Below are 24,126 nucleotides of genomic sequence, written 5' to 3' on the forward strand. Positions count from 1 at the left end.
CGCTCACGCGTCGTAGACGTCCGCCTTGCCGGGCGTCGGGTCCTGGACGAAGCCGCTGACGACGGTGGCGCGGTTGCCGAACTTCGAGGTGTCGACGCCGTTGTCCTCGAGGACCTTCAGCGCGGCGGTGTGTGCCACCCGCAGCACGGGCGCGGCAGCGCGCATCGCGTCGTCGGCCATGAACCGGTGGCGCCACGGCTTCTCCGCCCAGGCGTGCCGCAGGCCGAAGGGCTCCGGGAGCACCAGCTTCCCGCCGAGGTAGTCGAGCAGCGGCGGGTACCAGGTGAAGGGGGCCCGGACGGCGAGGCGGACGACCTCCTTGGCGTCCACCAGGGGCAGGACCCGGTCGACGGTCTCCCAGAAGCGGACGGTCTTGCTGACCGTGACCGTCTTGGGCTCCGGCTTCGTGGTGAACAGGGAGTGCACGGGGCCGAGTGCGTGGCCGGTGACCTCGACGCGCAGGGTCTCGTGGAGCACGGTGACGGTGATCATCATGGTGATCACCAGCTGGCCGTCCCAGAGGGTGAACTGCACGCCCAGATAGTGGCGGTTGCCGCTGCCGAACTGCTGGTGGTTGCAGATGCGCTGTATCTCGTGGCCCTTGATCTGGAAGGTCTCGACCTCCTGGCCCTCCGGCCGGGCGACGGCGCCGGCGTTCTCGCCGACGGGCGAGACGATCCAGTGCTTGACCGACGGGGGCGGGAAGCCGCCCGAGTTCAGCGGACCGCGTTCCAGGAGCTTCAGCTTGTCGTGGATGGCCCGTATGACGTCCCAGCTGCGGAACTGGTTGATCTCCTTGGCCGGGTCCTGGGAGACGAGCTCCTCCGCCATCTGCCAGCTGCCCCAGCGGGTCCCCATGCCGAGTATCCCCTTGGGACCGGCGTAGAAGACGACGTTGGACTGCTGCTCCGCGGTGAGCTTCTCCAGCCCTTGGCGGAGCTGCTCGCGGGCGGCGTCGCCAGGGTTCCCCGGTACGGCTTCGGGCACCTTGGCGCCGATGCCGCCGCCGGAGAGGAGGGCGTCCCAGCGGGCGCGCATGTCCTGGGCGGAGGATTCGCAGATGCGTTTGGCGAGGTACCAGCCGAGGATCGGCGCGACGAGCATCGCGCGGATGTAGTACGCCCAGAAGCCCCCGAAGGGGAGCCGGACGAGGAAGATCACGGCGAGGATGCCGATCGCCGCCAGGAGCAGGCTGCCGAGGGCGCCGGCGCCCCTGTTCTGGGAGCCTGCGAGGGTGCGGCGGAGCTGGAAGACACCCAGCCACAGAAGGAGGCCGGGCAGGAAGAGCAGTCCGCACACGGCCATCACGGCGGTGAGTCTGCTGTCGCGTTCGCGGCGCAGGCGGTTGGCGGCGAGGCAGTGTTCGACGACGGACTGGGGTTCGGTGCCGAAGGACTGGATGAGGGCCTTGCGGGCGCCGCCGAGCATCCTGACCTGAACGGCGCGTGAGAAGGCCTCACCGAGGTTGGGTTCGAAGAGCGAGATCCTTCCCGGCTTCACCTCTGACTTGTGCCACTCGCTGTTGGCTTTGAGGATCTCCTTGAGCTCCGAGTCCCGGTAGGCGGCCGATGCGAGGGCGTGCGTCGCCGCGGTCTGTCCGGCCGCCCCCATGAGCGGGACCTGTGCCCCGGGAGTGAAATCGAATACGTCGTTGGCCACTACCGCCCCCATCGCCGCGTGCTCGTGCACTGCGGCCTGTTCCCAACTACCGTGCCCCGCACACCTTCTGAGCTGGGCAGCCCAGTCGGTGCGGTCAGCCTATCGAGGCTGCGGCCCTCGGTTAAGGGGGCGTTCGGCCGTCCGCCCGCCCGGCGGCCGAGGCCGGCCGTGGGCGGGCGGTGGGGCGAAGCGGCGTGGCGTCAGCCGCCGTTCGACGCTCCGCGTACCTTGTCGGCGACCTGCTGGGGCATCGGTTCGTGCCGGGCGTAGCGGCGGCTGAACCGGCCGGTGCCGTGGGAGATGGAGCGGAGGTCCACGGCGTATCTCCCGATCTCGAGTTCCGGCACCTCGGCCCGTACGAGGGTGCGGGAACCGGCGGTCTGTTCCGTGCCGATGACTCTGCCGCGGCGGCCGGACAGGTCGCTCATGACCGGTCCGACGTATTCGTCGGAGACGAGGACCTGCAGTTCCGCGACCGGTTCGAGCAGGTTGATGCGGGTGTCCGCGGCGGCCTCGCGCAGGGCGAGGGCTCCGGCCGTCTGGAAGGCGGCGTCGGAGGAGTCGACGGAGTGTGCCTTGCCGTCGCGCAGGGTGATCCGCACGTCGACCAGGGGATAGCCGGCGGCGACACCGCGGGCCGCCTGGGCGCGTACGCCCTTCTCGACCGAGGGGATGAACTGGCGTGGCACCGCGCCGCCGACGACCTTGTCGACGAACTCGATCCCCGAGCCCGGGGGCAGCGGGTCGACGTCGATCTCGCAGATCGCGTACTGGCCGTGTCCGCCGGACTGCTTGACGTGGCGGCCGCGGCCCGCGGAGCTGTCGTTGAACGTCTCCCGGAGCGACACCTTGTACGGGACGACGTCGACCTGCACGCCGTAGCGGTTGCGGAGCCGTTCGAGGGCGACGTCGGCGTGCGCCTCACCGAGGCACCACAGGACGACCTGGTGGGTGTCCTGGTTCTGCTCGAGCCGCATCGTCGGGTCCTCCGCGACGAGGCGTGAGAGCCCTTGCGAGAGTTTGTCCTCGTCCGCCTTGCTGTGGGCCGAGATGGCCAGCGGGAGCAGCGGGTCGGGCATCGCCCACGGCTCCATGAGAAGCGGCCGGTCCTTGGCGGAGAGCGTGTCTCCGGTCTCCGCGCGGGACAGTTTCGCGACGCAGGCCATGTCCCCGGCGATGGCGTGGGGGAGGGGGCGCTGCTGTTTGCCGAAGGGGGCGGACAGGGCGCCGACGCGTTCGTCCACGTCGTGGTCCTCGTGGCCGCGGTCGGCGAGCCCGTGCCCCGACACATGGACCGTGTCGTCGGGCCGCAGCGTGCCGGAGAAGACGCGGACGAGCGATATCCGCCCCACGTAGGGGTCGGATGCGGTCTTGACGACCTCGGCGACGAGCGGACCGTTCGGATCGCAGGTGATCCGCGGCCCCGGTGCGCCGTCGGGGGTGGTGACCGTCGGCGGTTCCGGTTCGAGGGGCGTGGGGAAGCCGCCGGTGATCAGGTCGAGCAGTTCGACGGTCCCGAGGCCGTGCTTGGCGCCGTTCACGGCGGGAGCGGCGGCGAGGACGGGGTGGAAGGTGCCGCGTGCCACGGCCTTCTCCAGGTCGTCGATGAGCGTCTTGAGGTCGATCTCCTCACCGCCGAGATAGCGGTCCATGAGGGTCTCGTCCTCGCTCTCGGCGATGATCCCTTCGATCAGGCGGCCACGGGCCTCCTCGATCAGCGGTGTCTGCTCCTCGTCCGGCGGGTTCTCCTTCCGCTCCCCGGACGAGTAGTCGAAGATCTTCTGCGTGAGCAGGCCGACCAGGCCGGTGACGGGCGCGTGCCCGTCCGCGTGCTGGGGTCCGTACTGCGGCAGGTACAGCGGCAGTACGGCGTCGGGGTCGTCGCCGCCGAAGAGGCCGGCGCAGACGGCGGTGAGCTCGTCGAAGCCGGTCCGCGCGGTCTCCAGGTGCGTCACGACGATCGCGCGTGGCATGCCGACCGCGGCGCACTCCTCCCAGACCATGCGGGTCGCGCCGGCCACGGCCTCCGCCTCCTGCGCCGCGGAGACGACGAAGAGGGCCGCGTCCGCGGCCCGCAGACCGGCCCGCAGCTCGCCGACGAAGTCGGCGTATCCGGGGGTGTCCAACAGGTTGATCTTGCACCCGCCCCATTCGAGGGGGACGAGCGAGAGCTGTACGGAGCGTTGCTGGCGGTGTTCGATCTCGTCGTGGTCGGCGACGGTCGTACCGTCCTCGACCCGGCCGGCGCGGTTGACCGCTCCCGCGGTCAGCGCCAGCGCTTCCACCAGGGTCGTCTTGCCTGATCCGCTGTGGCCGACCAGCACCACATTCCGTACGGATGCGGGGCGGTCGGCCGTTACTGCTCTGCCGGCGGCCCCGGGGTGGTGTGCGTGCGCCTTGTCGCCCATGATCTTGCCTCCCGATCGATTCACGGCTCGATTGCACGGCGAGGGAAGGAAGCCGCGGGCGGCGGGGGAGCCATGAAGGCGTCCCGAAGGGCGTCCGGGGCAGCTCCGGCGTTGCCCGCGGTGGTCTTTCGAGCTTTCCACTCCCGTCACTGTGCGTCCATACGTCGGACGCCGCCTCCGGGGACGGGTGCGCGGCGCTGCGCCCGGACGGTCGTGGCTACGATGGGCCAGCCGGTGGCCGTAGGGGCCACGCGGCCCACCGAACCCTCGGGAAGGCCATGCTGAACAAGTACGCGCGTGCATTCTTCACGCGTGTCCTCACACCGTTCGCCGCGTTTCTGCTCCGCCGCGGGGTCAGCCCCGACGCGGTGACTCTCATCGGCACGGCCGGAGTGATGGCGGGAGCGCTGGTCTTCTTCCCCCGTGGTGAATTCTTCTGGGGCACGATCGTCATCACCCTGTTCGTCTTCTCCGACCTGGTCGACGGCAACATGGCACGCCAGGCGGGGATTTCGAGCCGGTGGGGCGCCTTCCTCGACTCGACGCTGGACCGGGTCGCCGACGGGGCGATCTTCGGCGGCTTCGCGCTCTGGTACGCCGGGCGCGGCGACGACAACGTGCTGTGCGCGGTGGCCATCTTCTGCCTGGCCAGCGGCCAGGTGGTGTCGTACACCAAGGCTCGCGGAGAATCGATCGGCCTCCCCGTGGCCGTCAACGGGCTCGTGGAGCGCGCGGAGCGGCTGGTGATCTCGCTGGTCGCCGCGGGCCTCGCGGGCCTGCACGGCTTCGGCGTCCCCGGCATCGACATCCTGCTGCCGATCGCGCTGTGGATCGTCGCGGTGGGGAGCCTGGTGACGCTCGGGCAGCGGGTCGTGACCGTGCGGCGCGAGTCGGCCGAGGCCGACGCCGCGGCGGCGCAGGGCAGCGGGGCGGAGGCGTCATGATGCGGGACAGGCTGACGGACGCCCTGTACGGGCTCGGCTGGAGCGCCGTCAAGAAGATGCCGGAGCCGATGGCCGCCCGCCTCGGCCGCACCATCGCGGACACCGCGTGGAAGCGGCGTGGCAAGGGCGTGCTGCGACTCGAGGCCAACCTCGCGCGGGTCGTGCCCGACGCCACCCCCGAGCGGCTCACGGAGCTGTCCAAGGCCGGCATGCGCTCGTACATGCGCTACTGGATGGAATCCTTCCGCCTGCCCACCTGGAGCAGGGAACGCGTCGCACGCAACGTCTCGATCCACGACGTGCACCACCTGACCGACGGCCTCGCCTCCGGCCGGGGCGTCATCCTGGCGCTGCCGCACCTGGCCAACTGGGACCTCGCCGGAGTCTGGGTGACCAGGACCCTCGGGGTGCCCTTCACCACGGTCGCCGAACGCCTGCGCCCCGAGTCGCTGTACGACCGGTTCGTCGCCTACCGCGAGAGCCTCGGCATGGAGGTGCTGCCGCACTCCGGCGGCGCGGCCTTCGGCATCCTCGCGCGCCGGCTGCGCGCCGGCGGCCTCGTGTGCCTGGTCGCCGACCGCGACCTGTCCGCGTCCGGGGTCGAGGTCAAGTACTTCGGCGAGACGGCACGCATGCCCGCCGGACCGGCGCTGCTCGCACAGCAGACCGGGGCGCTGCTGCTGCCGGTGACGCTCTGGTACGGCGAGGAGCCCGAGATGCACGGACGGGTCCACGCTCCCGTCGAGGTACCCGAGACAGGTACGCGCGCCGAGAAGACGTCCTCCATGACACAGGCGCTGGCCGATGCCTACGCCACCGGCATCGCCGAACACCCGGAGGACTGGCACATGTTGCAGAAGCTGTGGCTCGCGGACCTCGAGGAGCGCCGGGCGTGAAGATCGGCATCGTCTGCCCGTACTCCTGGGACGTACCCGGCGGTGTGCAGTTCCACATCCGTGACCTCGCAGAGCACCTGATCCGGCTCGGGCACGACGTGTCCGTGCTCGCACCCGCCGACGACGAGACACCGCTGCCGCCGTACGTCGTCTCGGCCGGACGGGCCGTGCCCGTCCCGTACAACGGCTCCGTGGCGCGGCTGAACTTCGGGTTCCTCTCCGCGGCCCGGGTACGGCGATGGCTGCACGACGGCACGTTCGACGTCATCCACATCCACGAGCCCGCGTCGCCCTCACTGGGGCTGCTCTCGTGCTGGGCGGCGCAGGGCCCCATCGTGGCCACGTTCCACACCTCGAACCCGCGCTCCCGCGCCATGATCGCCGCGTATCCGATCCTCCAGCCGGCGCTGGAGAAGATCAGCGCGCGCATCGCCGTCAGCGAGTACGCGCGGCGGACGCTCGTCGAGCACCTCGGCGGCGACGCCGTCGTCATCCCGAACGGCGTCGACGTCGGCTTCTTCGAGAAGGCCGAGCCGAAGAAGGAGTGGCAGGGGAACACGATCGGCTTCATCGGCCGCATCGACGAACCCCGCAAGGGGCTGCCCGTCCTGATGAAGGCACTCCCCACGATCCTGGAACAGTGCCCCGACACACGGCTGTTGGTCGCCGGGCGCGGCGACGAGGAAGAGGCCGTCGCGACGCTGCCGGCCGGCATGCGCTCCCGGGTCGAGTTCCTCGGCATGGTCAGCGACGAGGACAAGGCGCGGCTGCTGCGCAGCGTCGACGTGTACGTGGCGCCCAACACCGGCGGCGAGAGCTTCGGGATCATCCTCGTCGAGGCGATGTCGGCGGGCGCGCCCGTCCTCGCCGCCGACCTCGACGCCTTCGCGCAGGTCCTGGACCAGGGCGCCGCCGGCCAGCTCTTCGCCAACGAGGACGCGGACGCGCTCGCGGCGGCGGCGGTCGCGCTGCTTCGTGACCCGGAACGGCGGGCGGAACTGCGGGCACGGGGCAGCGCGCACGTGCGGCGTTTCGACTGGTCGACGGTCGGGGCGGACATCCTCGCGGTGTACGAGACCGTGACGGACGGTGCGGCGTCCGTGGCGACGGACGAACGCACGGGCCTCCGGGCCCGCTTCGGCCTGGCCGCCCGCGACTGACCCGGGCGCGCCCGGGCGTACACGGGGGCGTTGCGCTGTCGGGCGCGGCGTTTCCGGGCGGGGCCCGGTCAGGTATGCGTGGCCCCATGCGGCGTGGTGTCGTCGGGCACGGCTCGGGCGGGCGCGGGGCGTTGCTCCTGCGGGGCGTGGCTGCGCCGATGGGGGTGCAGGTGGCCCGTCTCGTCCGGCCCCACGCCGCCGGTGGCCCCCGCACCGCCCTGGTCCTCTGTCGGCCGGGCCGCCCTCCTGTGTTCGGCGACCGGCGACCGGCGGACGGTGGCCGGTGTTCCGGCTCCTCGCTGGGGCATGCAGCGCGGAGCTGCGTTCCGGGGGTGTGGGGGCGTCAGCCCCCAGCTGAACCCGATTCACTCGGGGTTGCCCACCTGGGTGGGCACGCCGGCCTTGAAGGGTCGCCCCACAACGGGCGAGTGCGGCGCGCAGCCGCCGTACCGGGGGCATGGGGCGTCGGCCCCGACGGAGCCGGTCGGCACGCGCACCGTGGCGCGGAGCCGCCGCTCCTGGGGCGTGGGGGGCGTCGGCCCCGCAGGAACGTTCCCCTTCCGGGGAGGGGTTCGGGTGCGGAGCCCCCGGTCTCGGGAAGGGGCGGGGTGGGGAGAGGCGCAGCGGCCCGCCGGCCGCCCGGTAGCCTTGCCGCCCGTGAGCACCCTGATCTGGATCGTCGTGGCCCTCGTCGCCATCGGCATGTACCTCAGCTGGACCGCCGGGCGGCTCGACCGGCTGCACGCGCGGATCGACGCCGCCCGTGCCGCGCTCGATGCCCAACTCCTGCGGCGCGCCTCCGTGGCGCAGGAGCTCGCGACCTCCGGCGTGCTCGATCCCGCCGCGTCGATCGTGCTCTACGAGGCCGCCCACGAGGCCCGTCAGGCCGAGGAGGAGCACCGTGAGGTCGCGGAGAGCGAGTTGAGTGCCGCGCTGCGGGCCGTGTTCGGCGCGCAGGAGCAGGTCGAGGCGGTGCGTCAGGTGCCGGGCGGCGAGGAGGCCGCGGGGGAGCTCGCGCAGGCGGTGCGCCGGGTGCCGATGGCGCGTCGTTTCCACAACGACTCCGTGCGTGCGGCGCGCGCGCTGCGACGGCACCGGACGGTCCGCTGGTTCCGGCTCGCGGGCCACGCCCCGTTCCCGCTGGCCTTCGAAATGGACGACGAGCCGCCCTCGGCGCTCGCGGACCGGCCCACCTGACCGGCGAAAACGATCCACCGGCTTTCCATTGGCCCTTGCAGTGGACTGGTCGGTGGATGTTCCATCGGTGACGCATCGCAACGTCGTCATCGAGTGAGGTCCCCGTGTCCACCAGCCCCCTCCCGCAGACCGCTGACTCTTCGGCGATCGGCACCTCTCGCGTCAAGCGCGGCATGGCCGAGCAGCTCAAGGGCGGCGTGATCATGGACGTGGTCAACGCCGAGCAGGCGAAGATCGCCGAGGACGCCGGCGCCGTCGCCGTCATGGCCCTGGAGCGCGTGCCCGCCGACATCCGCAAGGACGGTGGCGTGGCCCGGATGTCCGACCCGAACATGATCGAGGAGATCATCGACGCGGTCTCCATCCCGGTCATGGCCAAGTCCCGCATCGGCCACTTCGTGGAGGCCCAGGTCCTCCAGTCGCTCGGTGTCGACTACATCGACGAGTCCGAGGTGCTGACCCCGGCCGACGAGGTCAACCACAGCGACAAGTGGGCGTTCACCACGCCGTTCGTGTGCGGCGCCACCAACCTCGGTGAGGCCCTGCGCCGCATCGCCGAGGGCGCGGCCATGATCCGCTCGAAGGGCGAGGCCGGCACGGGCAACGTCGTCGAGGCCGTCCGCCACCTGCGTCAGATCAAGAACGAGATCGCCAAGCTGCGCGGCTTCGACAACAACGAGCTGTACGCCGCCGCCAAGGAGCTCCGCGCCCCGTACGAGCTGGTCAAGGAGGTGTCCGAGCTCGGCAAGCTGCCGGTCGTGCTGTTCTCCGCCGGTGGCGTGGCCACCCCCGCGGACGCCGCGCTGATGCGCCAGCTCGGCGCCGAGGGCGTCTTCGTCGGCTCCGGCATCTTCAAGTCGGGCGACCCGGCCAAGCGTGCGGCGGCCATCGTGAAGGCCACCACCTTCTACGACGACCCGAAGATCATCGCGGACGCCTCCCGCAACCTGGGCGAGGCCATGGTCGGCATCAACTGCGACACCCTGCCCGAGACCGAGCGCTACGCCAACCGGGGCTGGTGATGACGACGCCCGTGATCGGTGTCCTGGCACTCCAGGGCGACGTCCGGGAGCACCTGATCGCCCTGGCCGCGGCGGACGCCGTGGCCAGGCCGGTCCGGCGCCCCGAGGAGCTGGCGGAGATCGACGCCCTGGTGATCCCGGGCGGCGAGTCCACCACCATCTCCAAGCTGGCCGTGCTGTTCGGTCTGATGGAGCCGCTGCGCGAGCGGCTGCGGGCGGGCATGCCGGTGTACGGCACCTGCGCCGGCCTGATCATGCTCGCCGACAAGATCCTCGACCCGCGGTCGGGTCAGGAGACGTTCGGCGGCATCGACATGATCGTCCGCCGCAACGCCTTCGGGCGTCAGAACGAGTCCTTCGAGGCCGCCGTCGCGATCAAGGGTGTGGAGGGCGACCCGGTCGAGGGCGTCTTCATCCGCGCCCCCTGGGTCGAGTCGGTCGGCGCGGAGGTGGAGGTGCTCGCGGAGCACGACGGACACATCGTGGCCGTACGCCAGGGCAATGCGCTGGCGACGTCCTTCCATCCCGAACTGACGGGCGACCACCGGGTGCACGCGCTTTTCGTGGACATGGTGCGCGATAACGCCTGACGGGATCCCGGTAGGATCTCTGGGGTTCGTTCAGTAAAGGGTTACGCGAAGGAGACAGGCAGATGTCCGGCCACTCTAAATGGGCTACGACGAAGCACAAGAAGGCCGTGATCGATGCCAAGCGCGGCAAGCTCTTCGCGAAGCTGATCAAGAACATCGAGGTGGCGGCCCGTACCGGCGGCGCCGACATCGACGGCAACCCGACGCTCTTCGACGCCATCCAGAAGGCCAAGAAGAGCTCCGTGCCCAACAAGAACATCGACTCCGCGGTCAAGCGCGGCGGCGGTCTCGAGGCCGGCGGCGTCGACTACGAGACGATCATGTACGAGGGTTACGGCCCGAACGGTGTCGCGGTGCTCATCGAGTGCCTCACCGACAACCGCAACCGTGCCGCCTCCGACGTCCGTGTCGCCATGACCCGCAACGGCGGTTCCATGGCCGACCCCGGCTCGGTGTCGTACCTCTTCAACCGCAAGGGCGTCGTGATCGTCCCCAAGGGCGAGCTGACCGAGGACGACGTCCTCGGAGCGGTTCTCGACGCCGGCGCGGAAGAGGTCAACGACCTCGGTGAGTCGTTCGAGGTGCTCAGCGAGGCCACCGACCTGGTCGCGGTCCGCACCGCCCTCCAGGAGAACGGCATCGACTACGACTCGGCGGAGGCCAACTTCGTCCCGACCATGCAGGTCGAGCTGGACGAAGAGGGCGCGCGCAAGATCTTCAAGCTCATCGACGCGCTCGAGGACAGCGACGACGTGCAGAACGTCTTCGCCAACTTCGACGTCTCCGACGAGGTCATGGAGAAGGTCGACGCCTGACGCACAGTCAAACGGCACACACGGACGGGCCGACGGGACACGCTCCCGTCGGCCCGTCCGTGCTCTGTCGGTGGCAGCCGATAGCCTGCACAAACAGATGAACGATGGGAGGGGCGCGTGCGCGTACTGGGCGTGGACCCGGGGCTGACCCGGTGCGGCGTGGGCGTGGTGGAGGGCGTCGCCGGCCGTCCGCTGACGATGCGCGGGGTCGGAGTCGTACGGACCCCGCCCGACGCCGAGCTGGGTGCCCGGCTCGTCGCCGTCGAGCAGGGCATCGAGCGTTGGCTCGACGAGTACCGGCCCGAATTCGTCGCCGTGGAGCGGGTGTTCAGCCAGCACAATGTGCGCACGGTGATGGGCACCGCCCAGGCCAGCGCCGTCGCCATGCTGTGCGCGGCACGGCGGGGCATCCCCGTGGCCCTGCACACCCCCAGCGAGGTCAAGGCAGCCGTGACCGGCAGCGGCCGGGCCGACAAGGCGCAGGTCGGTGCGATGGTGACCCGGCTGCTGCGGCTCGACGCCCCGCCGAAGCCGGCCGACGCCGCGGACGCCCTCGCCCTCGCCATCTGCCACATCTGGCGTGCCCCCGCGCAGAACCGCCTCCAGCAAGCCGTCGCCGCGCACCGCACGACGTACGCATCGAAAGGACGTACCGCATGATCGCCTTCGTGAGCGGCCCCGTCGCCGCGCTCGCACCGACCACCGCGGTGATCGAGGTCGGCGGCATCGGAATGGCCGTCCAGTGCACCCCGAACACCCTCTCCGGACTGCGGATCGGTCAGGAGGCGAAGCTCGCCACCTCGCTCGTCGTCCGTGAGGACTCGCTCACGCTGTACGGCTTCGCCGACGACGACGAGCGCCAGGTCTTCGAGCTGCTGCAGACGGCGAGCGGCGTCGGACCGAGGCTGGCGCAGGCCATGCTCGCCGTGCACAGCCCCGACGCGCTGCGGCTCGCCGTCGCCACCGGCGACGAGAAGGCGCTCACCGCCGTGCCCGGCATCGGCAAGAAGGGCGCGCAGAAACTGCTGCTCGAGCTGAAGGACCGGCTGGGCGAGCCGCTCGGCACCGGCCCCGCCGTGGGCGCTCCGGTCAGCCGGTCGTGGCGCGATCAGCTGCATGCCGCGCTGATCGGCCTCGGCTATGCCACCAGGGAGGCCGACGAGGCGGTCGCCGCGGTGGCCCCGCAGGCGGAGGCGATGGGCGCGGCCCCGGAGGTGGGCCCGCTGCTGCGGGCGGCGCTCCAGTCGCTGAGCCGGGCGCGCTGACCCGTCCGAGGGGGCCTGTGCCCCTGCCCGCCCCACCCACCACCCTTGAGAAGGCAGACACACGTGAACTGGGAAGACGAGACCACCACCGCCGCGGACGCCCGGCTGGTCACGCCCTCCGCCGACACCGAGGACAGTGCCGTCGAGGCGGCCCTTCGGCCGAGGACGCTCGACGAGTTCGTCGGCCAGGAACGGGTCCGCCAGCAGCTGGACCTCGTCCTGCGCGCCGCCCGGCAGCGTGGCGCCACCGCCGACCATGTCCTTCTCTCGGGCGCGCCGGGTCTCGGCAAGACCACCCTGTCCATGATCATCGCGTCGGAGATGAACGCGCCGATCCGCATCACCTCCGGCCCCGCCATCCAGCACGCGGGCGACCTGGCGGCCATCCTCTCCTCCCTCCAGGAGGGCGAGGTCCTCTTCCTCGACGAGATCCACCGGATGTCCCGGCCCGCCGAGGAGATGCTGTACATGGCGATGGAGGACTTCCGGGTCGACGTGATCGTCGGCAAGGGGCCCGGCGCCACCGCCATCCCGCTGGAGCTGCCGCCGTTCACCCTGGTCGGCGCCACCACCAGGGCCGGTCTGCTGCCGCCGCCGCTCCGTGACCGGTTCGGCTTCACCGCCCACATGGAGTTCTACGAACCGGTCGAGCTCGAACGCGTCATCCACCGGTCCGCACAGCTCCTCGACGTCGAGATCGACCCCGACGGCGCCGCGGAGATCGCCGGCCGTTCCCGCGGCACGCCCCGTATCGCCAACCGTCTGCTGCGCCGGGTCCGCGACTACGCCCAGGTGGAGGCCGACGGCCGGGTCGACCGCGAGGTGGCCGCCGCCGCGCTGCAGGTGTACGAGGTCGACACCCGCGGTCTGGACCGCCTCGACCGGGCCGTGCTCCAGGCCCTGCTCAAGCTGTTCGGCGGCGGGCCCGTCGGCCTGTCGACGCTGGCGGTGGCCGTGGGGGAGGAGCGGGAGACCGTCGAGGAGGTCGCGGAGCCCTTCCTCGTGAGGGAGGGACTGCTGGCCCGTACGCCCCGTGGCCGGGTGGCCACACCCGCGGCGTGGGCGCACCTCGGGCTGACCCCGCCCCAGCAGGCGCAGGGCGCAAGCGGACAACAGGGTCTGTTCGGGACGTGACGGCGAGGAGACTCGCACGCGCAGGAACCACGGTGCGATGCTGGGCGTTGTTCCATCGATGCGGACTCGCTTAGACTCCGCCGATGCCGCCCGTACAGGTCGGCGTGCCCACCCCCGTAGATCGGCCGCTCACTCAGCGCGGTCATGCGAAGGAATTCCCCCGTGGATATCTTGACCCTCCTCCCCTTCATCGTGCTCATCGGGGCCATGTTCCTGATGACCCGCTCCGCCAAGAAGAAGCAGCAGGCGGCCGCCAACATGCGCGACCAGATGCAGCCCGGAACCGGCGTGCGGACCATCGGTGGCCTCTACGCCACCGTCAAGGAGGTCAACGACGACACGGTCCTCCTCGAGGCCGCTCCCGGCGTCCACCTGGTGTTCGCGAAGAACGCGATCGGTGCCGTGCTCTCCGACGAGGAGTACAACCGCATCGTCCACGGCGACGACCCTTCGGCCGACACCGAGATCGTTCCTGACGACGCCTCCTCGCTGACCGGCGCCGACGACGCGGACGCGCCCGCGGACGACGCCAAGCTCGACCTCGGCAAGAAGACCGAGAAGGCCGAGGGCGACGAGGCCGAGAAGGACGGCGTCGAGCCGAAGAACGGCAAGGCCGACGGCGAGGCCGACGCGAAGTAGTCACGATTCGGGGACCGCGGCGGCGCCGGCAGGCGTCCGTGCGGTCCCCCGGGCGTGCCGACTGATCGCGGGGGCAGGCCCCCACAACACTTCGTGGCCGCCCCGGGCGCACACCCTGCGCCGTGGGCGGTTGGACAGGGAGAAACGAGAAGGTGGCAGCACCGAACAGGGGCCGAAGGCCCGCGGGGGCTCAGGGCAAGCCGGGGCGTGCCCTGGCTCTGATCCTGATCGCCATGGTCGCGCTCACGGGCGGGATGTTCTGGGCCGGTCAGCTCACGCCGCGTCTGGGCATCGATCTGGCGGGCGGTACGACCATCACGCTCGAGGCCAAGAACCAGCCTGGCCAGGAGAACGCGGTCAACGAGACCAACATGAACACCGCGGTCGGCATCATCGAGCGCCGTGTCAACGGGCTCGGCGTCTCCGAGGCCGAGGTTCAGACCCAGGGCAACAGTCACATCATTGTGAACATCCCCAAGGGCACGAACTCGGAGCAGGCCCGCGAGCAGGTCGGTACCACCGCCCAGCTGTTCTTCCGGCCCGTTCTGACGGTGGCCGCCGGCGGCCCGGCCGCCCCGGAGCCCTCGCCGAGCGCCTCGACCAGCGGTGCGCCCAAGGACGACAAGGACAAGGAGACGGCCACCCCGCCGTCCGGCACGCCGTCGCCCAGTGCCACCACCCAGGGCCGCGCGGTCACCGAGGGCCTCAAGGCCCCGGCCGCCAGCCCCAGCCCGTCGGCCTCGACGTCCGGCTCGCCCAAGGCGTCCGAGAGCCCCGCGCCCGGCGAGAGCCCCGCGCCGACGCCGTCGGCCGACCCGGCCACCGCGGCGCTGGAGAAGCAGTTCACCGCCCTGGACTGCACCGACGACAAGGCCCGCGGCAAGCTCGGCGACAACGTCAAGCCGACCGAGCCGAGCGTCGCCTGCGGCAAGAACAGCGCCGGCCAGTGGGAGAAGTACATCCTCGGCCCCGCCGAGGTGAACGGTAAGGACGTCGACGACGCCAAGGGCCAGCTGGACCAGCAGCGCGGCATGTGGATCGTCACGATGGACTTCACCGAGGCCGGTGCCAAGAAGTTCCAGAAGATCACCAGCCGGCTGTCGCAGCAGCAGCCCCCGATGAACCAGTTCGCCATCGTCCTCGACGGTGAAGTGGTCTCGGCCCCGCAGGTCAACCAGACCCTGAGCGCCAGCGCCGAGATCACCGGCAGCTTCGACCAGGAGTCCGCCCAGAACCTGGGCAACATCCTGTCCTACGGCGCGCTGCCGCTGTCCTTCGAGGAGGACAGCGTCACCACCGTCACCGCCGCCCTCGGTGGCGAACAGCTCAAGGCCGGTCTGATCGCCGGTGCGATCGGCCTCGCCCTGGTCGTCATCTACCTGGTCGTCTACTACCGCGGCCTGTCGCTGATCGCTCTGCTGAGCCTCGGCGTCTCCGCGATCCTCACGTACACGATCATGACGCTGCTCGGCCCGGCCATCGGCTTCGCGCTGAACCTGCCGGCGGTCTGCGGCGCCATCGTCGCCATCGGTATCACCGCCGACTCGTTCATCGTCTACTTCGAACGCATCCGGGACGAGATCAGGGAAGGACGCACCCTGCGTCCCGCCGTCGAGCGCGCCTGGCCGCGCGCCCGTCGCACCGTCCTGGTCTCCGACTTCGTGTCGTTCCTCGCCGCCGCGGTGCTGTTCGTCGTCACCGTCGGAAAGGTCCAGGGCTTCGCGTTCACGCTGGGTCTGACCACCCTGCTCGACGTGGTCGTGGTCTTCTTCTTCACCAAGCCGGTGATGACGCTCCTGGCCCGCCGGAAGTTCTTCGCCAGCGGCCACCCGTGGTCCGGACTCGACCCGAAGCGGCTCGGCGCCAAGCCGCCGCTGCGCCGCTCGCGCCGCACCACCGCCCCGACGACCGACCCGAAGGAGGCCTGAGATGTCGCGACTCGGCAATCTCGGCGCCAGGCTCTACCAGGGCGAGGTCGGTTACGACTTCGTCGGCAAGCGCAAGGTCTGGTACGGCGTCTCCATCCTGATCACGATCACCGCGATCGTCGCCCTCGCCGTCCAGGGCCTCAACATGGGCATCGAGTTCAAGGGCGGAGCGGTCTTCACGACCCCGAAGTCGGAGGTGGGCGTCACCCGGGCCACCGAGGTGGCCGAGGAGATCTCCGACCACATCCCGATCGTCCAGGAGCTGGGCACCGGCGGTCTGCGCATCCAGATCAGCGGCGTGGACACGGCCGAGGCCGACCGCGTCCAGGCGGAGCTCGCCAAGGCCCTGAACATCGAGGCCGACAAGATCAACGCCGACCTCGTGGGCCCCAGCTGGGGTGAGCAGATCGCCAACAAGGCCTGGACCGGCCTCGGCGTCTTCATGCTCCTGGTGGTGGTCTACCTGGCCATCGCCTTCGAGTGGCGGATGGCCGTGGCGGCCCTGGTCGCGCTGATCCACGACATCACCATCACGGTCGGCATCTACTCGCTCGTCGGGTTCGAGGTCACCGTCGGTACGGTCATCGGTCTGCTGACCATCCTCGGTTACTCGCTGTACGACACGGTGGTCGTCTTCGACAGCCTCAAGGAAGGCCAGAAGGACATCACCAAGCAGACCCGCTTCACCTACAGCGAGATCGCCAACCGCAGCATCAACAGCACCCTGGTGCGTTCCATCAACACCACGGTCGTCGCGCTGCTGCCGGTCGCCGGCCTGCTGTTCATCGGCGGCGGCTTCCTCGGCGCCGGCATGCTCAACGACATCTCGCTGTCGCTGTTCGTCGGCCTCGCGGCCGGTGCCTACTCCTCGATCTTCATCGCCACTCCGCTCGTCGCCGACCTCAAGGAACGCGACCCGCAGATGAAGGCCCTGAAGAAGCGGGTGCTCGCCAAGCGCGCGGCCGCCGAGGCCAGGGGCGAGGCCGGGGAGGACCAGCAGGACGAGGCGTCGGACGCCGCGGTGCCCGACGGCGCAGCGGCCGCCGGTGCGGTCGTCGGACCCCGCGGCCGTGGCCGCGGCCGCCCCTCGGGCAGGCGTTGATGACGCTCAGCACCCAGGAACTCCTGCTCAGCCGCATCCGTGACGTCGCCGACTACCCGAAGCCGGGGGTGATGTTCAAGGACATCACGCCCCTGCTCGCGGACCCGGTGGCCTTCACGGCGCTGACCGAGGCGTTCACCGAGTTCTGCGTCCGGCACGGCGCGACGAAGATCGTGGGCCTGGAGGCGCGCGGCTTCATCCTGGCAGCGCCGGTCGCCGTCCGCGCCGGCATGGGCTTCATCCCCGTCCGCAAGGCGGGCAAGCTCCCCGGGGCGACGCTCTCCCAGGCGTACGAGCTGGAGTACGGCACCGCAGAGATCGAGGTGCACGCCGAGGACCTCAGCGCGGGTGACCGCGTCATGGTCATCGACGACGTCCTCGCCACCGGCGGCACCGCGGAGGCGTCCCTCGAGCTGATCCGCCGGGCCGGCGCCGAGGTCGCGGGCGTCGCGGTCCTGATGGAGCTGGGATTCCTGGGCGGCCGGGCTCGGCTGGAGCCGGCCCTCGCCGGTGCCCCGCTGGAGGCCTTGATCACCATCTGAGGCGCCTGTGAGCTGCGGTTTCACCCGCGGCTGAGGCCGCTCGACCGCCGAGACGGGCACCCGGGAACAACCGGGTGCCCGTCTCGCGTTGTGAGCAGCCTCCCCTCCCCGCGCGATCCGGGCGGCCGAGGTCGATACCATGGCCTTTCCGGGCCTGTCCCGGGGGACCCGGACCCTCCCCCAGACTCCGTCTGGGGGGACCCCCAAGGAGCGCTCTTGCCAGACGAGGCCCAGCCCGCCGCCGCGCAGCCCGACCAGAAGGCCGAGAAGGCCGCGGCACCCCCTGTCACGCCCGAGCCGAAGCGGGCGGAGAGGCCGGGGCCGGCCGCGCCCGAGCGAGTGAGCCAGGTCCCCGTCACGGCCCCCAAGCCGCTGCCCCCGAGCTCGGCCCGCACCGGCGGCTCCTCGAACCGGGTACGTGCCCGCCTCGCGCGCCTGGGCGTGCAGCGCTCGTCCCCGTACAACCCGGTGCTCGAGCCGCTGCTGCGGATCGTGCGCAGCAACGACCCCAAGATCGAGACGTCGACGCTGCGCCAGATCGAGCGCGCGTACCAGGTCGCGGAGCGCTGGCACCGCGGCCAGAAGCGCAAGAGCGGCGACCCGTACATCACGCATCCGCTGGCCGTCACCACGATCCTCGCCGAGCTGGGCATGGACCCGGCGACGCTGATGGCCGGGCTGCTGCACGACACGGTCGAGGACACCGAGTACGGCCTCGACCAGCTCCGCCGGGACTTCGGCGACTCGGTCGCGCTGCTCGTCGACGGCGTCACCAAGCTGGACAAGGTCAAGTTCGGTGAGGCCGCCCAGGCCGAGACCGTGCGCAAGATGGTCGTCGCCATGGCCAAGGACCCGCGCGTCCTGGTCATCAAGCTCGCCGACCGGCTGCACAACATGCGCACCATGCGCTACCTCAAGCGGGAGAAGCAGGAGAAGAAGGCCCGCGAGACCCTCGAGATCTACGCGCCCCTGGCCCACCGCCTGGGCATGAACACCATCAAGTGGGAGCTCGAGGACCTCGCCTTCGCGATCCTCTACCCGAAGATGTACGACGAGATCGTCCGCCTCGTCGCCGAGCGGGCGCCCAAGCGCGACGAGTACCTCGCCATAGTGACCGACGAGGTCCAGTCCGATCTGCGCGCCGCCCGCATCAAGGCCACCGTCACCGGCCGGCCCAAGCACTACTACAGCGTCTACCAGAAGATGATCGTCCGCGGCCGTGACTTCGCGGAGATCTACGACCTGGTGGGTATCCGCGTCCTCGTCGACACGGTCCGCGACTGCTACGCGGCACTGGGCACCGTCCACGCCCGCTGGAACCCGGTTCCGGGGCGGTTCAAGGACTACATCGCGATGCCCAAGTTCAACATGTACCAGTCGCTGCACACGACGGTCATCGGACCGAACGGCAAGCCCGTCGAGCTCCAGATCCGCACGTTCGACATGCACCGCCGCGCCGAGTACGGCATCGCCGCGCACTGGAAGTACAAGCAGGAGACCGTAGCCGGCGCTTCCAAGATCCGCACCGACGTCCCCAAGGCCGGCAAGGGCACGGCCGGCCAGGACACCGTCAACGACATGGCGTGGCTGCGGCAGTTGCTGGACTGGCAGAAGGAGACGGAGGACCCGGGCGAGTTCCTGGAGTCGCTGCGCTTCGACCTCTCCCGCAACGAGGTCTTCGTCTTCACGCCCAAGGGCGACGTCATAGCGCTGCCCGCGGGCGCCACCCCGGTCGACTTCGCCTACGCGGTCCACACCGAGGTCGGTCACCGCACCATAGGGGCGCGGGTCAACGGGCGCCTCGTGCCGCTCGAGTCGACCCTCGACAACGGCGACCTGGTGGAGGTCTTCACCTCCAAGGCCGAGGGCGCGGGCCCGTCCCGCGACTGGCTCGGCTTCGTCAAGTCGCCGAGGGCGCGCAACAAGATCCGCGCCTGGTTCTCCAAGGAGCGCCGCGACGAGGCCATCGAGCAGGGCAAGGACGCCATCGCGCGCGCCATGCGCAAGCAGAACCTGCCGATCCAGCGGATCCTCACCGGGGACTCCCTGGTCACCCTCGCGCACGAGATGCGCTACCCCGACATCTCGTCGCTGTACGCGGCGATCGGCGAAGGCCATGTGGCCGCGCAGGGCGTCGTCCAGAAGCTGGTGCAGGCCCTCGGCGGCGAGGAGGCCGCCAGCGAGGACCTCGCCGAGTCCACCCCGCCGTCCCACGGCCGCAGCAAGCGCCGCAAGAGCGCCGACCCGGGTGTCGTGGTCAAGGGCGTCGAGGACGTGTGGGTGAAGCTCGCCCGCTGCTGCACGCCGGTGCCGGGCGACCCGATCATCGGGTTCGTCACCCGTGGCAGCGGTGTCTCCGTGCACCGCGCGGACTGCGTCAACGTCGACTCGCTCTCGCAGCAGCCCGAACGGATCCTCGACGTCGAATGGGCCCCCACCCAGTCGTCGGTGTTCCTCGTCGCCATCCAGGTCGAGGCCCTCGATCGGTCCCGTCTGCTGTCCGACGTGACCCGGGTCCTCTCCGACCAGCACGTCAACATCCTCTCGGCGGCCGTGCAGACCTCCCGCGACCGGGTGGCCACCTCACGCTTCACCTTCGAGATGGGCGACCCCAAGCACCTCGGACACGTCCTCAAGGCCGTGCGGGGTGTGGAGGGCGTCTACGACGTCTACCGTGTGACCTCGGCGCGACGGCCGTAGATCGCGGGCAGGGGGGGGCGGCATGGGAGACAAGGACTTAGTCGCGGAGCGGTACCGCCTGGAAGCGCTCATCGGCACCGGCTCGGTGAGCGAGGTCCACCGCGCGACGGACGTACGCCTCGGCCGCAAGGTCGCCGTGAAACTCCTCTCCGGTGTCCAGGGCATGCCCGAGGACGCCGAGACGAGGGAGCGGTTCGCCCGCGAGGCCACGGCGCTGACCCGCATCGTGCACCCCGGTGTGGTGACGCTCTTCGACTACGGCGTGCACGAGGGCATCCCGTACCTGGTCATGCCCCTGCTGGAGGGGCTGAACCTCGCCGCTCTGGTGCAGGAGACCGGCCGGCTGCCCGCTCCGGTCGTCGCCTGGGTGGGCCTGTCCGTCGCCCATGCGCTCCAGGCGGCGCACGACGCGAACGTGCTGCACCGCGACGTGAAGCCCTCGAACATCGGCATCACCCCCGAGGGCCGGGTGGTCCTCCAGGACTTCGGCGTAGCCAAGCTCGTCGGCACCGATGCCATCACCCGGGCGGGCACGTCCCCCGGCACGCCGCAGTTCATGGCCCCCGAGATCATCCAGGGCGGCCACCCGACCGTCGCGGCGGACCTCTACGGACTGGGCGTCTGCCTGTACCAGACGATCACCGGCGAACTGCCGTTCGCCGACGCCGTCGACGTCGGCGCGATACTCCTACGCGCGGTGCAGGGCGTGGCACCGACCCACGGCCGCCACGGCCTCCCCGACGAACTGACACTCGTCGTCGACCAGTTGTGTGCCAGGGAGCCGGCCGACCGGCCCTACTCCGCGACCGCTGTCGCCGAGGTGCTCGCCCCGCTCGTCCACGACGGGAAGGCCGCCCTGGCCGGCCTCGTGGCCGGACAGGCCCGGGCGGAAGCGGTCCAGGGGATCTTCGCGCCGCCCGCCGTCCCCCCTGCCGACGCGGCGGCCGAGGGACCCGAGTACGACTGGACGGCCACTGTGCCGCCGCCCGGGGACCACTCCCATCACCACGCACCGGGCTTCCCGCCGACCCTGAGCGTCGGTGTCCGCCGCCTGGTCCTCAGCAGCATGACTCCCCAGAACGCCGCGTCCCGGCTGCGCGAAGCCGTCAACCTGGTGCTCCGTGGACGCCTCCAGGAGGCCGCGCAGATGTTCGCGGTGATCGTCCCCGTCTGCGTGGCGTCCCTGGGGCCCGACCACGAGACCACGCTGACCAGCCAGTACTGGCACGGCATCTGTCTGGCGCGCCTGGGAGCCGGGCCGGAAGCCGTCGAACTGTTCGCCCAGGTCAACAAGATGGTCGACCGACGGAAGGACGGAAACGGTGCATCACCTCACCGTGAGGGTCACGGCAACGGGGGACGGTGAGGACGCGCTGCGTTCGCTGCTCCGCTGGGTGCACGAGGACGAGAGCCTCGAAGGCCGCGTACGCGGCAGGATCGGCGCCGGCTCCGCACCCGAGCCCGGGAGCATGGGGCCCGGTTTCGACCTCGCCCAGTTCGCCGTCGCCAGCGGTCTGTCCACCAGCGCCCTGGTGGTCTCCGTGCTCCAGTGGCGCTCGTCCCTGCGGCGTCCGCCCGCGGTCGTCCTCAGCCGCGACGGCGTGGAGGTCCGCCTCGCCAAGGAGGCCGCGGACGACCCGGAGACACTGCGCAGAATCATGGCCGCTCTGGAGACGCGGAACGATGACGGCGCTCGCTGACCCGAGCCTGTCCCGTGCCGTCCTCATAGGCACCGCCTCGTACCTGCATCTCGAACAGCTGCCGGCGGTCGAGGCCAACCTGGTGGACCTGGCGGGCGAGTTGTGCGACCCGACGGTCTGGGGGCTGCCCGTGCAGCACTGCACGCTCGTCGCGGACCCGCAGACGTCCTCCGGGATGCTCGACCCGGTCCACGAGGCGGCCGAGGAGGCCACGGACACCCTGCTCGTGTACTACGCCGGGCACGGCATGAGGGACGCGGAGTCGGCCGACCTGTACCTCGGGCTCGTCGGCTCGAGGGAAGGCATCGGCTACACGGCGGTGGCCTACCAGCATCTGAGAGGCGCGCTCCGGTCCGCGCGGGCCCGCCGCAAGGTCGTCGTCCTCGACTGCTGCTTCAGCGGCCGGGCGGCCCGCACCCTGTCGGGCTCCGGGCTCGCCGCGCAGGCGGCCGTCGACGGCGCGTACGTACTGACCGCCTCGCCCCGCGACCGGGTGGCGCTCGCACCCGACGGCGAGCGGTACACCGCCTTCACCGCGGAACTGCTCCAGATCCTCCGCCGGGGCGTCCCGGACGGGCCCGACCTGCTCGACCTCGACACGTTGTACCGGGTGCTGAAGGCACGTCTCCAGGCGAAGAACCGCCCCGTCCCGCAGCGCTCCCAGGAGAACACCGTCGGCGCCCTGCCACTCGCCCGCAACAAGGCGAGGGCGGGAGAACGCGCACCGGCGGGCCCGGTGCTCGCCGCCGATGTCCGGGCCGCCGCCGTGGCCACCGGACTGAACGTCGCCCGCATGCTGCGCGCCGCGGGCAACACCCGGGACGCGCTGCCCGTCCTGCGCCTCGCCCTTCAGGAGCAGCCGCCCGCCGGCCAGGGCAACCTGCTGGCCGTCCAGCTTGAGCTGTCCGACGTGCTCGCGGAGACGGGACAGATCCCGGAAGCCATCACCGTGCTGGAGTCCGCCTTCCAGCAGGTCCACAAGGCGTACGGGCCGGAGGCCGTCGAGGTGTGCCGGCGGCTGGCGGACCTCCTCCAGGAGTCCGGCAACCACATCCAGGCCTGCGAGGTGCTCAAGCACGCCCTGGACCTCGCCGACGGCACCCTGCCGGGCCGCTGAACGGCCGGAGCCCGGCGACGGTGTGTCGCCGGGCTCCGGCCCACCGGGGCAGGGGAGGGCCTCAGCCCCCGAACTCGTGCAGACCCTTCAGCGCCTGGTCCAGCAGCGCCTGACGGCCCTCGAGCTCCTTGGCGAGCTTGTCGGCGCGGGCGTTGTTGCCCGACGCGCGGGCCGCGTCGATCTGGCCGCGCAGCTTGTCGACGGCCGCCTGGAGCTGGCCGGTCAGACCCTCGGCACGCGCACGCGCCTCCGGGTTCGTCCGGCGCCACTCGTTCTCCTCGGACTCCTGCAGGGCCCGCTCCACCGCGTGCATCCGGCCCTCGACCTTGGGACGGGCGTCCCGCGGCACGTGGCCGATGGCCTCCCAGCGCTCGTTGATCGAACGGAAGGCGGCACGGGCGGCCTTCAGGTCGGTCACGGGCACCAGCTTCTCGGCCTCCGCGGCGAGCTCCTCCTTGAGCTTGAGGTTCTCCGCCTGCTCGGCGTCACGCTCGGCGAAGACGCCGCTCCGGGCGGCGAAGAACACGTCCTGGGCGCCGCGGAAGCGGTTCCACAGGTCGTCCTCGGCCTCCCGCTGGGCACGGCCGGCGGCCTTCCACTGCGCCATCAGGTCCCGGTAGCGGGCCGCGGTGACACCCCAGTCCGTGGACCCGGAGAGCGCCTCGGCCTCCGCGACCAGCTTCTCCTTCGTCCTGCGGGCCTCCTCGCGCTGCGCGTCCAGCGACGCGAAGTGCGCCTTGCGGCGCTTGGAGAACGCGGAGCGCGCGTGCGAGAACCGGTGCCACAGTTCGTCGTCGGACTTCCGGTCGAGCCGGGGCAGGCCCTTCCAGGTGTCCACCAGCGCACGCAGCCGCTCGCCCGCCGACCGCCATTGCTCGCTCTGGGCCAGCTCCTCCGCCTCGGCGACCAGGGCCTCCTTGGCCTTGCGCGCCTCGTCGGTCTGCTTCGCCCGCTGTGCCTTTCGCTCCTCACGGCGCTTGTCGACCGTCGCCACGAGTGCGTCGAGACGCACCCGGAGCGCCTGGAGGTCGCCCACCGCGTGGTGCTCGTCCACCTGCTGACGCAGATGGTCGATGGCGGCCTGGGCGTCCTTGGCCGACAGATCGGTGGTCTTCACCCGCCGCTCGAGGAGGCCGATCTCGACCACCAGGCCCTCGTACTTGCGCTCGAAGTAGGCCAGAGCCTCCTCTGGAGTCCCGGCCTGCCACGATCCGACGACCTGCTCGCCCTCGGCAGTACGCACGTACACGGTGCCCGTCTCGTCGACGCGGCCCCACGGGTCGCTGCTCACAGCGCCTCCTCAACCTG

The 24,126-nt window shown here is 71.0% G+C and carries 21 protein-coding genes; 18 read left to right on the forward strand and 3 right to left on the reverse strand.

The genetic code is table 11. The features are described 5' to 3' along the window. Positions 1 to 3: 3 nt before the first annotated feature. Positions 4 to 1,659: a hypothetical protein gene (locus SPRI_RS29990; protein ID WP_005319739.1), complete on the reverse strand. Its 1,656-nt coding sequence runs from the start codon at positions 1,657 to 1,659 to the stop codon at positions 4 to 6. A 200-nt stretch (positions 1,660 to 1,859) separates the two neighbouring features. Then, entirely contained in the window at positions 1,860 to 4,067 is a 2,208-nt protein-coding gene (locus SPRI_RS29995) for an elongation factor G-like protein EF-G2 (RefSeq protein ID WP_005319742.1), read from the reverse strand. 278 nt (positions 4,068 to 4,345) lie between these two features. On the opposite strand from SPRI_RS29995, the gene pgsA reads away from it, so the two are divergent. From pgsA to SPRI_RS30085, 18 genes are all read left to right on the forward strand, one after another. Further along, the gene (pgsA, locus tag SPRI_RS30000; RefSeq protein ID WP_037775247.1) at positions 4,346 to 5,011 is read left to right on the forward strand and encodes a phosphatidylinositol phosphate synthase; all 666 of its coding nucleotides are present in this window, start codon (positions 4,346 to 4,348) and stop codon (positions 5,009 to 5,011) included. Next, positions 5,011 to 5,907, forward strand: a complete 897-nt coding sequence (locus tag SPRI_RS30005) for a phosphatidylinositol mannoside acyltransferase (RefSeq protein WP_037777079.1) — start codon at positions 5,011 to 5,013, stop codon at positions 5,905 to 5,907. Before pgsA ends, SPRI_RS30005 begins: the two co-directional genes overlap by 1 nt. Next, the gene (locus SPRI_RS30010; RefSeq protein WP_005319751.1) at positions 5,904 to 7,067 is read left to right on the forward strand and encodes a glycosyltransferase family 4 protein; all 1,164 of its coding nucleotides are present in this window, start codon (positions 5,904 to 5,906) and stop codon (positions 7,065 to 7,067) included. Before SPRI_RS30005 ends, SPRI_RS30010 begins: the two co-directional genes overlap by 4 nt. A gap of 702 nt (positions 7,068 to 7,769) precedes the next feature. Beyond that, positions 7,770 to 8,264, forward strand: a complete 495-nt coding sequence (locus tag SPRI_RS30015) for a hypothetical protein (RefSeq protein ID WP_050791764.1) — start codon at positions 7,770 to 7,772, stop codon at positions 8,262 to 8,264. A gap of 104 nt (positions 8,265 to 8,368) precedes the next feature. Beyond that, a complete protein-coding gene (pdxS, locus tag SPRI_RS30020) occupies positions 8,369 to 9,286 on the forward strand; it encodes a pyridoxal 5'-phosphate synthase lyase subunit PdxS (protein WP_005319758.1) in 918 nt (305 codons plus the stop codon). After that, positions 9,286 to 9,876, forward strand: a complete 591-nt coding sequence (pdxT, locus tag SPRI_RS30025) for a pyridoxal 5'-phosphate synthase glutaminase subunit PdxT (protein WP_037775251.1) — start codon at positions 9,286 to 9,288, stop codon at positions 9,874 to 9,876. The genes pdxS and pdxT overlap by 1 nt, the downstream gene beginning before the upstream one ends. A gap of 62 nt (positions 9,877 to 9,938) precedes the next feature. Next, a complete protein-coding gene (locus SPRI_RS30030) occupies positions 9,939 to 10,691 on the forward strand; it encodes a YebC/PmpR family DNA-binding transcriptional regulator (RefSeq protein ID WP_005319764.1) in 753 nt (250 codons plus the stop codon). A gap of 117 nt (positions 10,692 to 10,808) precedes the next feature. After that, positions 10,809 to 11,351: a crossover junction endodeoxyribonuclease RuvC gene (gene ruvC / locus SPRI_RS30035; RefSeq protein WP_005319768.1), complete on the forward strand. Its 543-nt coding sequence runs from the start codon at positions 10,809 to 10,811 to the stop codon at positions 11,349 to 11,351. Continuing rightward, on the forward strand, positions 11,348 to 11,956 hold the full coding sequence (gene ruvA, locus SPRI_RS30040; RefSeq protein ID WP_005319770.1) for a Holliday junction branch migration protein RuvA: 609 nt from the start codon (positions 11,348 to 11,350) through the stop codon (positions 11,954 to 11,956). Before ruvC ends, ruvA begins: the two co-directional genes overlap by 4 nt. Positions 11,957 to 12,019: 63 nt before the next feature. Beyond that, positions 12,020 to 13,090: a Holliday junction branch migration DNA helicase RuvB gene (gene ruvB, locus SPRI_RS30045; RefSeq protein ID WP_005319772.1), complete on the forward strand. Its 1,071-nt coding sequence runs from the start codon at positions 12,020 to 12,022 to the stop codon at positions 13,088 to 13,090. Positions 13,091 to 13,252: 162 nt separating this feature from the next. Then, on the forward strand, positions 13,253 to 13,729 hold the full coding sequence (gene yajC / locus SPRI_RS30050; protein WP_037775253.1) for a preprotein translocase subunit YajC: 477 nt from the start codon (positions 13,253 to 13,255) through the stop codon (positions 13,727 to 13,729). Positions 13,730 to 13,881: 152 nt separating this feature from the next. Then, positions 13,882 to 15,657 carry a protein translocase subunit SecD gene (gene secD, locus SPRI_RS30055; RefSeq protein ID WP_182327591.1) on the forward strand — a complete coding sequence of 592 codons (1,776 nt, stop codon included), beginning with the start codon at positions 13,882 to 13,884 and terminating at the stop codon, positions 15,655 to 15,657. Position 15,658: 1 nt separating this feature from the next. Beyond that, complete coding sequence (gene secF, locus SPRI_RS30060) at positions 15,659 to 16,759, forward strand: protein translocase subunit SecF (RefSeq protein ID WP_005319778.1); 1,101 nt, start codon at positions 15,659 to 15,661, stop codon at positions 16,757 to 16,759. Further along, positions 16,759 to 17,301 (forward strand): adenine phosphoribosyltransferase, encoded by a 543-nt coding sequence (locus SPRI_RS30065; protein ID WP_005319780.1) that lies wholly within the window; start codon positions 16,759 to 16,761, stop codon positions 17,299 to 17,301. The genes secF and SPRI_RS30065 overlap by 1 nt, the downstream gene beginning before the upstream one ends. Positions 17,302 to 17,517: 216 nt before the next feature. Continuing rightward, positions 17,518 to 20,001 carry a RelA/SpoT family protein gene (locus SPRI_RS30070; RefSeq protein WP_053557513.1) on the forward strand — a complete coding sequence of 828 codons (2,484 nt, stop codon included), beginning with the start codon at positions 17,518 to 17,520 and terminating at the stop codon, positions 19,999 to 20,001. Positions 20,002 to 20,023: 22 nt separating this feature from the next. Further along, complete coding sequence (locus SPRI_RS30075; protein WP_005319784.1) at positions 20,024 to 21,367, forward strand: serine/threonine-protein kinase; 1,344 nt, start codon at positions 20,024 to 20,026, stop codon at positions 21,365 to 21,367. After that, positions 21,339 to 21,701, forward strand: coding sequence for an effector-associated constant component EACC1 (locus SPRI_RS30080; RefSeq protein ID WP_050791603.1), 363 nt, complete (start codon positions 21,339 to 21,341; stop codon positions 21,699 to 21,701). Before SPRI_RS30075 ends, SPRI_RS30080 begins: the two co-directional genes overlap by 29 nt. Next, a complete protein-coding gene (locus tag SPRI_RS30085; protein ID WP_005319789.1) occupies positions 21,685 to 22,818 on the forward strand; it encodes a caspase family protein in 1,134 nt (377 codons plus the stop codon). Before SPRI_RS30080 ends, SPRI_RS30085 begins: the two co-directional genes overlap by 17 nt. A 61-nt stretch (positions 22,819 to 22,879) precedes the next feature. Here the strand turns inward: SPRI_RS30085 and SPRI_RS30090 are convergent, their stop codons facing one another. Next, positions 22,880 to 24,109 carry a DUF349 domain-containing protein gene (locus SPRI_RS30090; protein WP_005319792.1) on the reverse strand — a complete coding sequence of 410 codons (1,230 nt, stop codon included), beginning with the start codon at positions 24,107 to 24,109 and terminating at the stop codon, positions 22,880 to 22,882. Positions 24,110 to 24,126: the final 17 nt, after the last annotated feature.

It is taken from the genome of Streptomyces pristinaespiralis (assembly GCF_001278075.1).
Taxonomy (GTDB): domain Bacteria; phylum Actinomycetota; class Actinomycetes; order Streptomycetales; family Streptomycetaceae; genus Streptomyces; species Streptomyces pristinaespiralis.

What these genes read in the sequence shown, in the direction of transcription:
- SPRI_RS29995 (WP_005319742.1), bottom strand. Translation starts at nt 4,067, where the DNA reads ATGGGCGACAAGGCGCACGCACACCACCCCGGGGCCGCCGGCAGAGCA.
- ruvA (WP_005319770.1), top strand. Translation starts at nt 11,348, where the DNA reads ATGATCGCCTTCGTGAGCGGCCCCGTCGCCGCGCTCGCACCGACCACC.
- SPRI_RS30065 (WP_005319780.1), top strand. Translation starts at nt 16,759, where the DNA reads ATGACGCTCAGCACCCAGGAACTCCTGCTCAGCCGCATCCGTGACGTC.
- pdxT (WP_037775251.1), top strand. Translation starts at nt 9,286, where the DNA reads ATGACGACGCCCGTGATCGGTGTCCTGGCACTCCAGGGCGACGTCCGG.
- SPRI_RS30085 (WP_005319789.1), top strand. Translation starts at nt 21,685, where the DNA reads ATGACGGCGCTCGCTGACCCGAGCCTGTCCCGTGCCGTCCTCATAGGC.
- SPRI_RS30005 (WP_037777079.1), top strand. Translation starts at nt 5,011, where the DNA reads ATGCGGGACAGGCTGACGGACGCCCTGTACGGGCTCGGCTGGAGCGCC.
- SPRI_RS30030 (WP_005319764.1), top strand. Translation starts at nt 9,939, where the DNA reads ATGTCCGGCCACTCTAAATGGGCTACGACGAAGCACAAGAAGGCCGTG.
- SPRI_RS30075 (WP_005319784.1), top strand. Translation starts at nt 20,024, where the DNA reads ATGGGAGACAAGGACTTAGTCGCGGAGCGGTACCGCCTGGAAGCGCTC.
- secF (WP_005319778.1), top strand. Translation starts at nt 15,659, where the DNA reads ATGTCGCGACTCGGCAATCTCGGCGCCAGGCTCTACCAGGGCGAGGTC.
- SPRI_RS30015 (WP_050791764.1), top strand. Translation starts at nt 7,770, where the DNA reads ATGTACCTCAGCTGGACCGCCGGGCGGCTCGACCGGCTGCACGCGCGG.
- pgsA (WP_037775247.1), top strand. Translation starts at nt 4,346, where the DNA reads ATGCTGAACAAGTACGCGCGTGCATTCTTCACGCGTGTCCTCACACCG.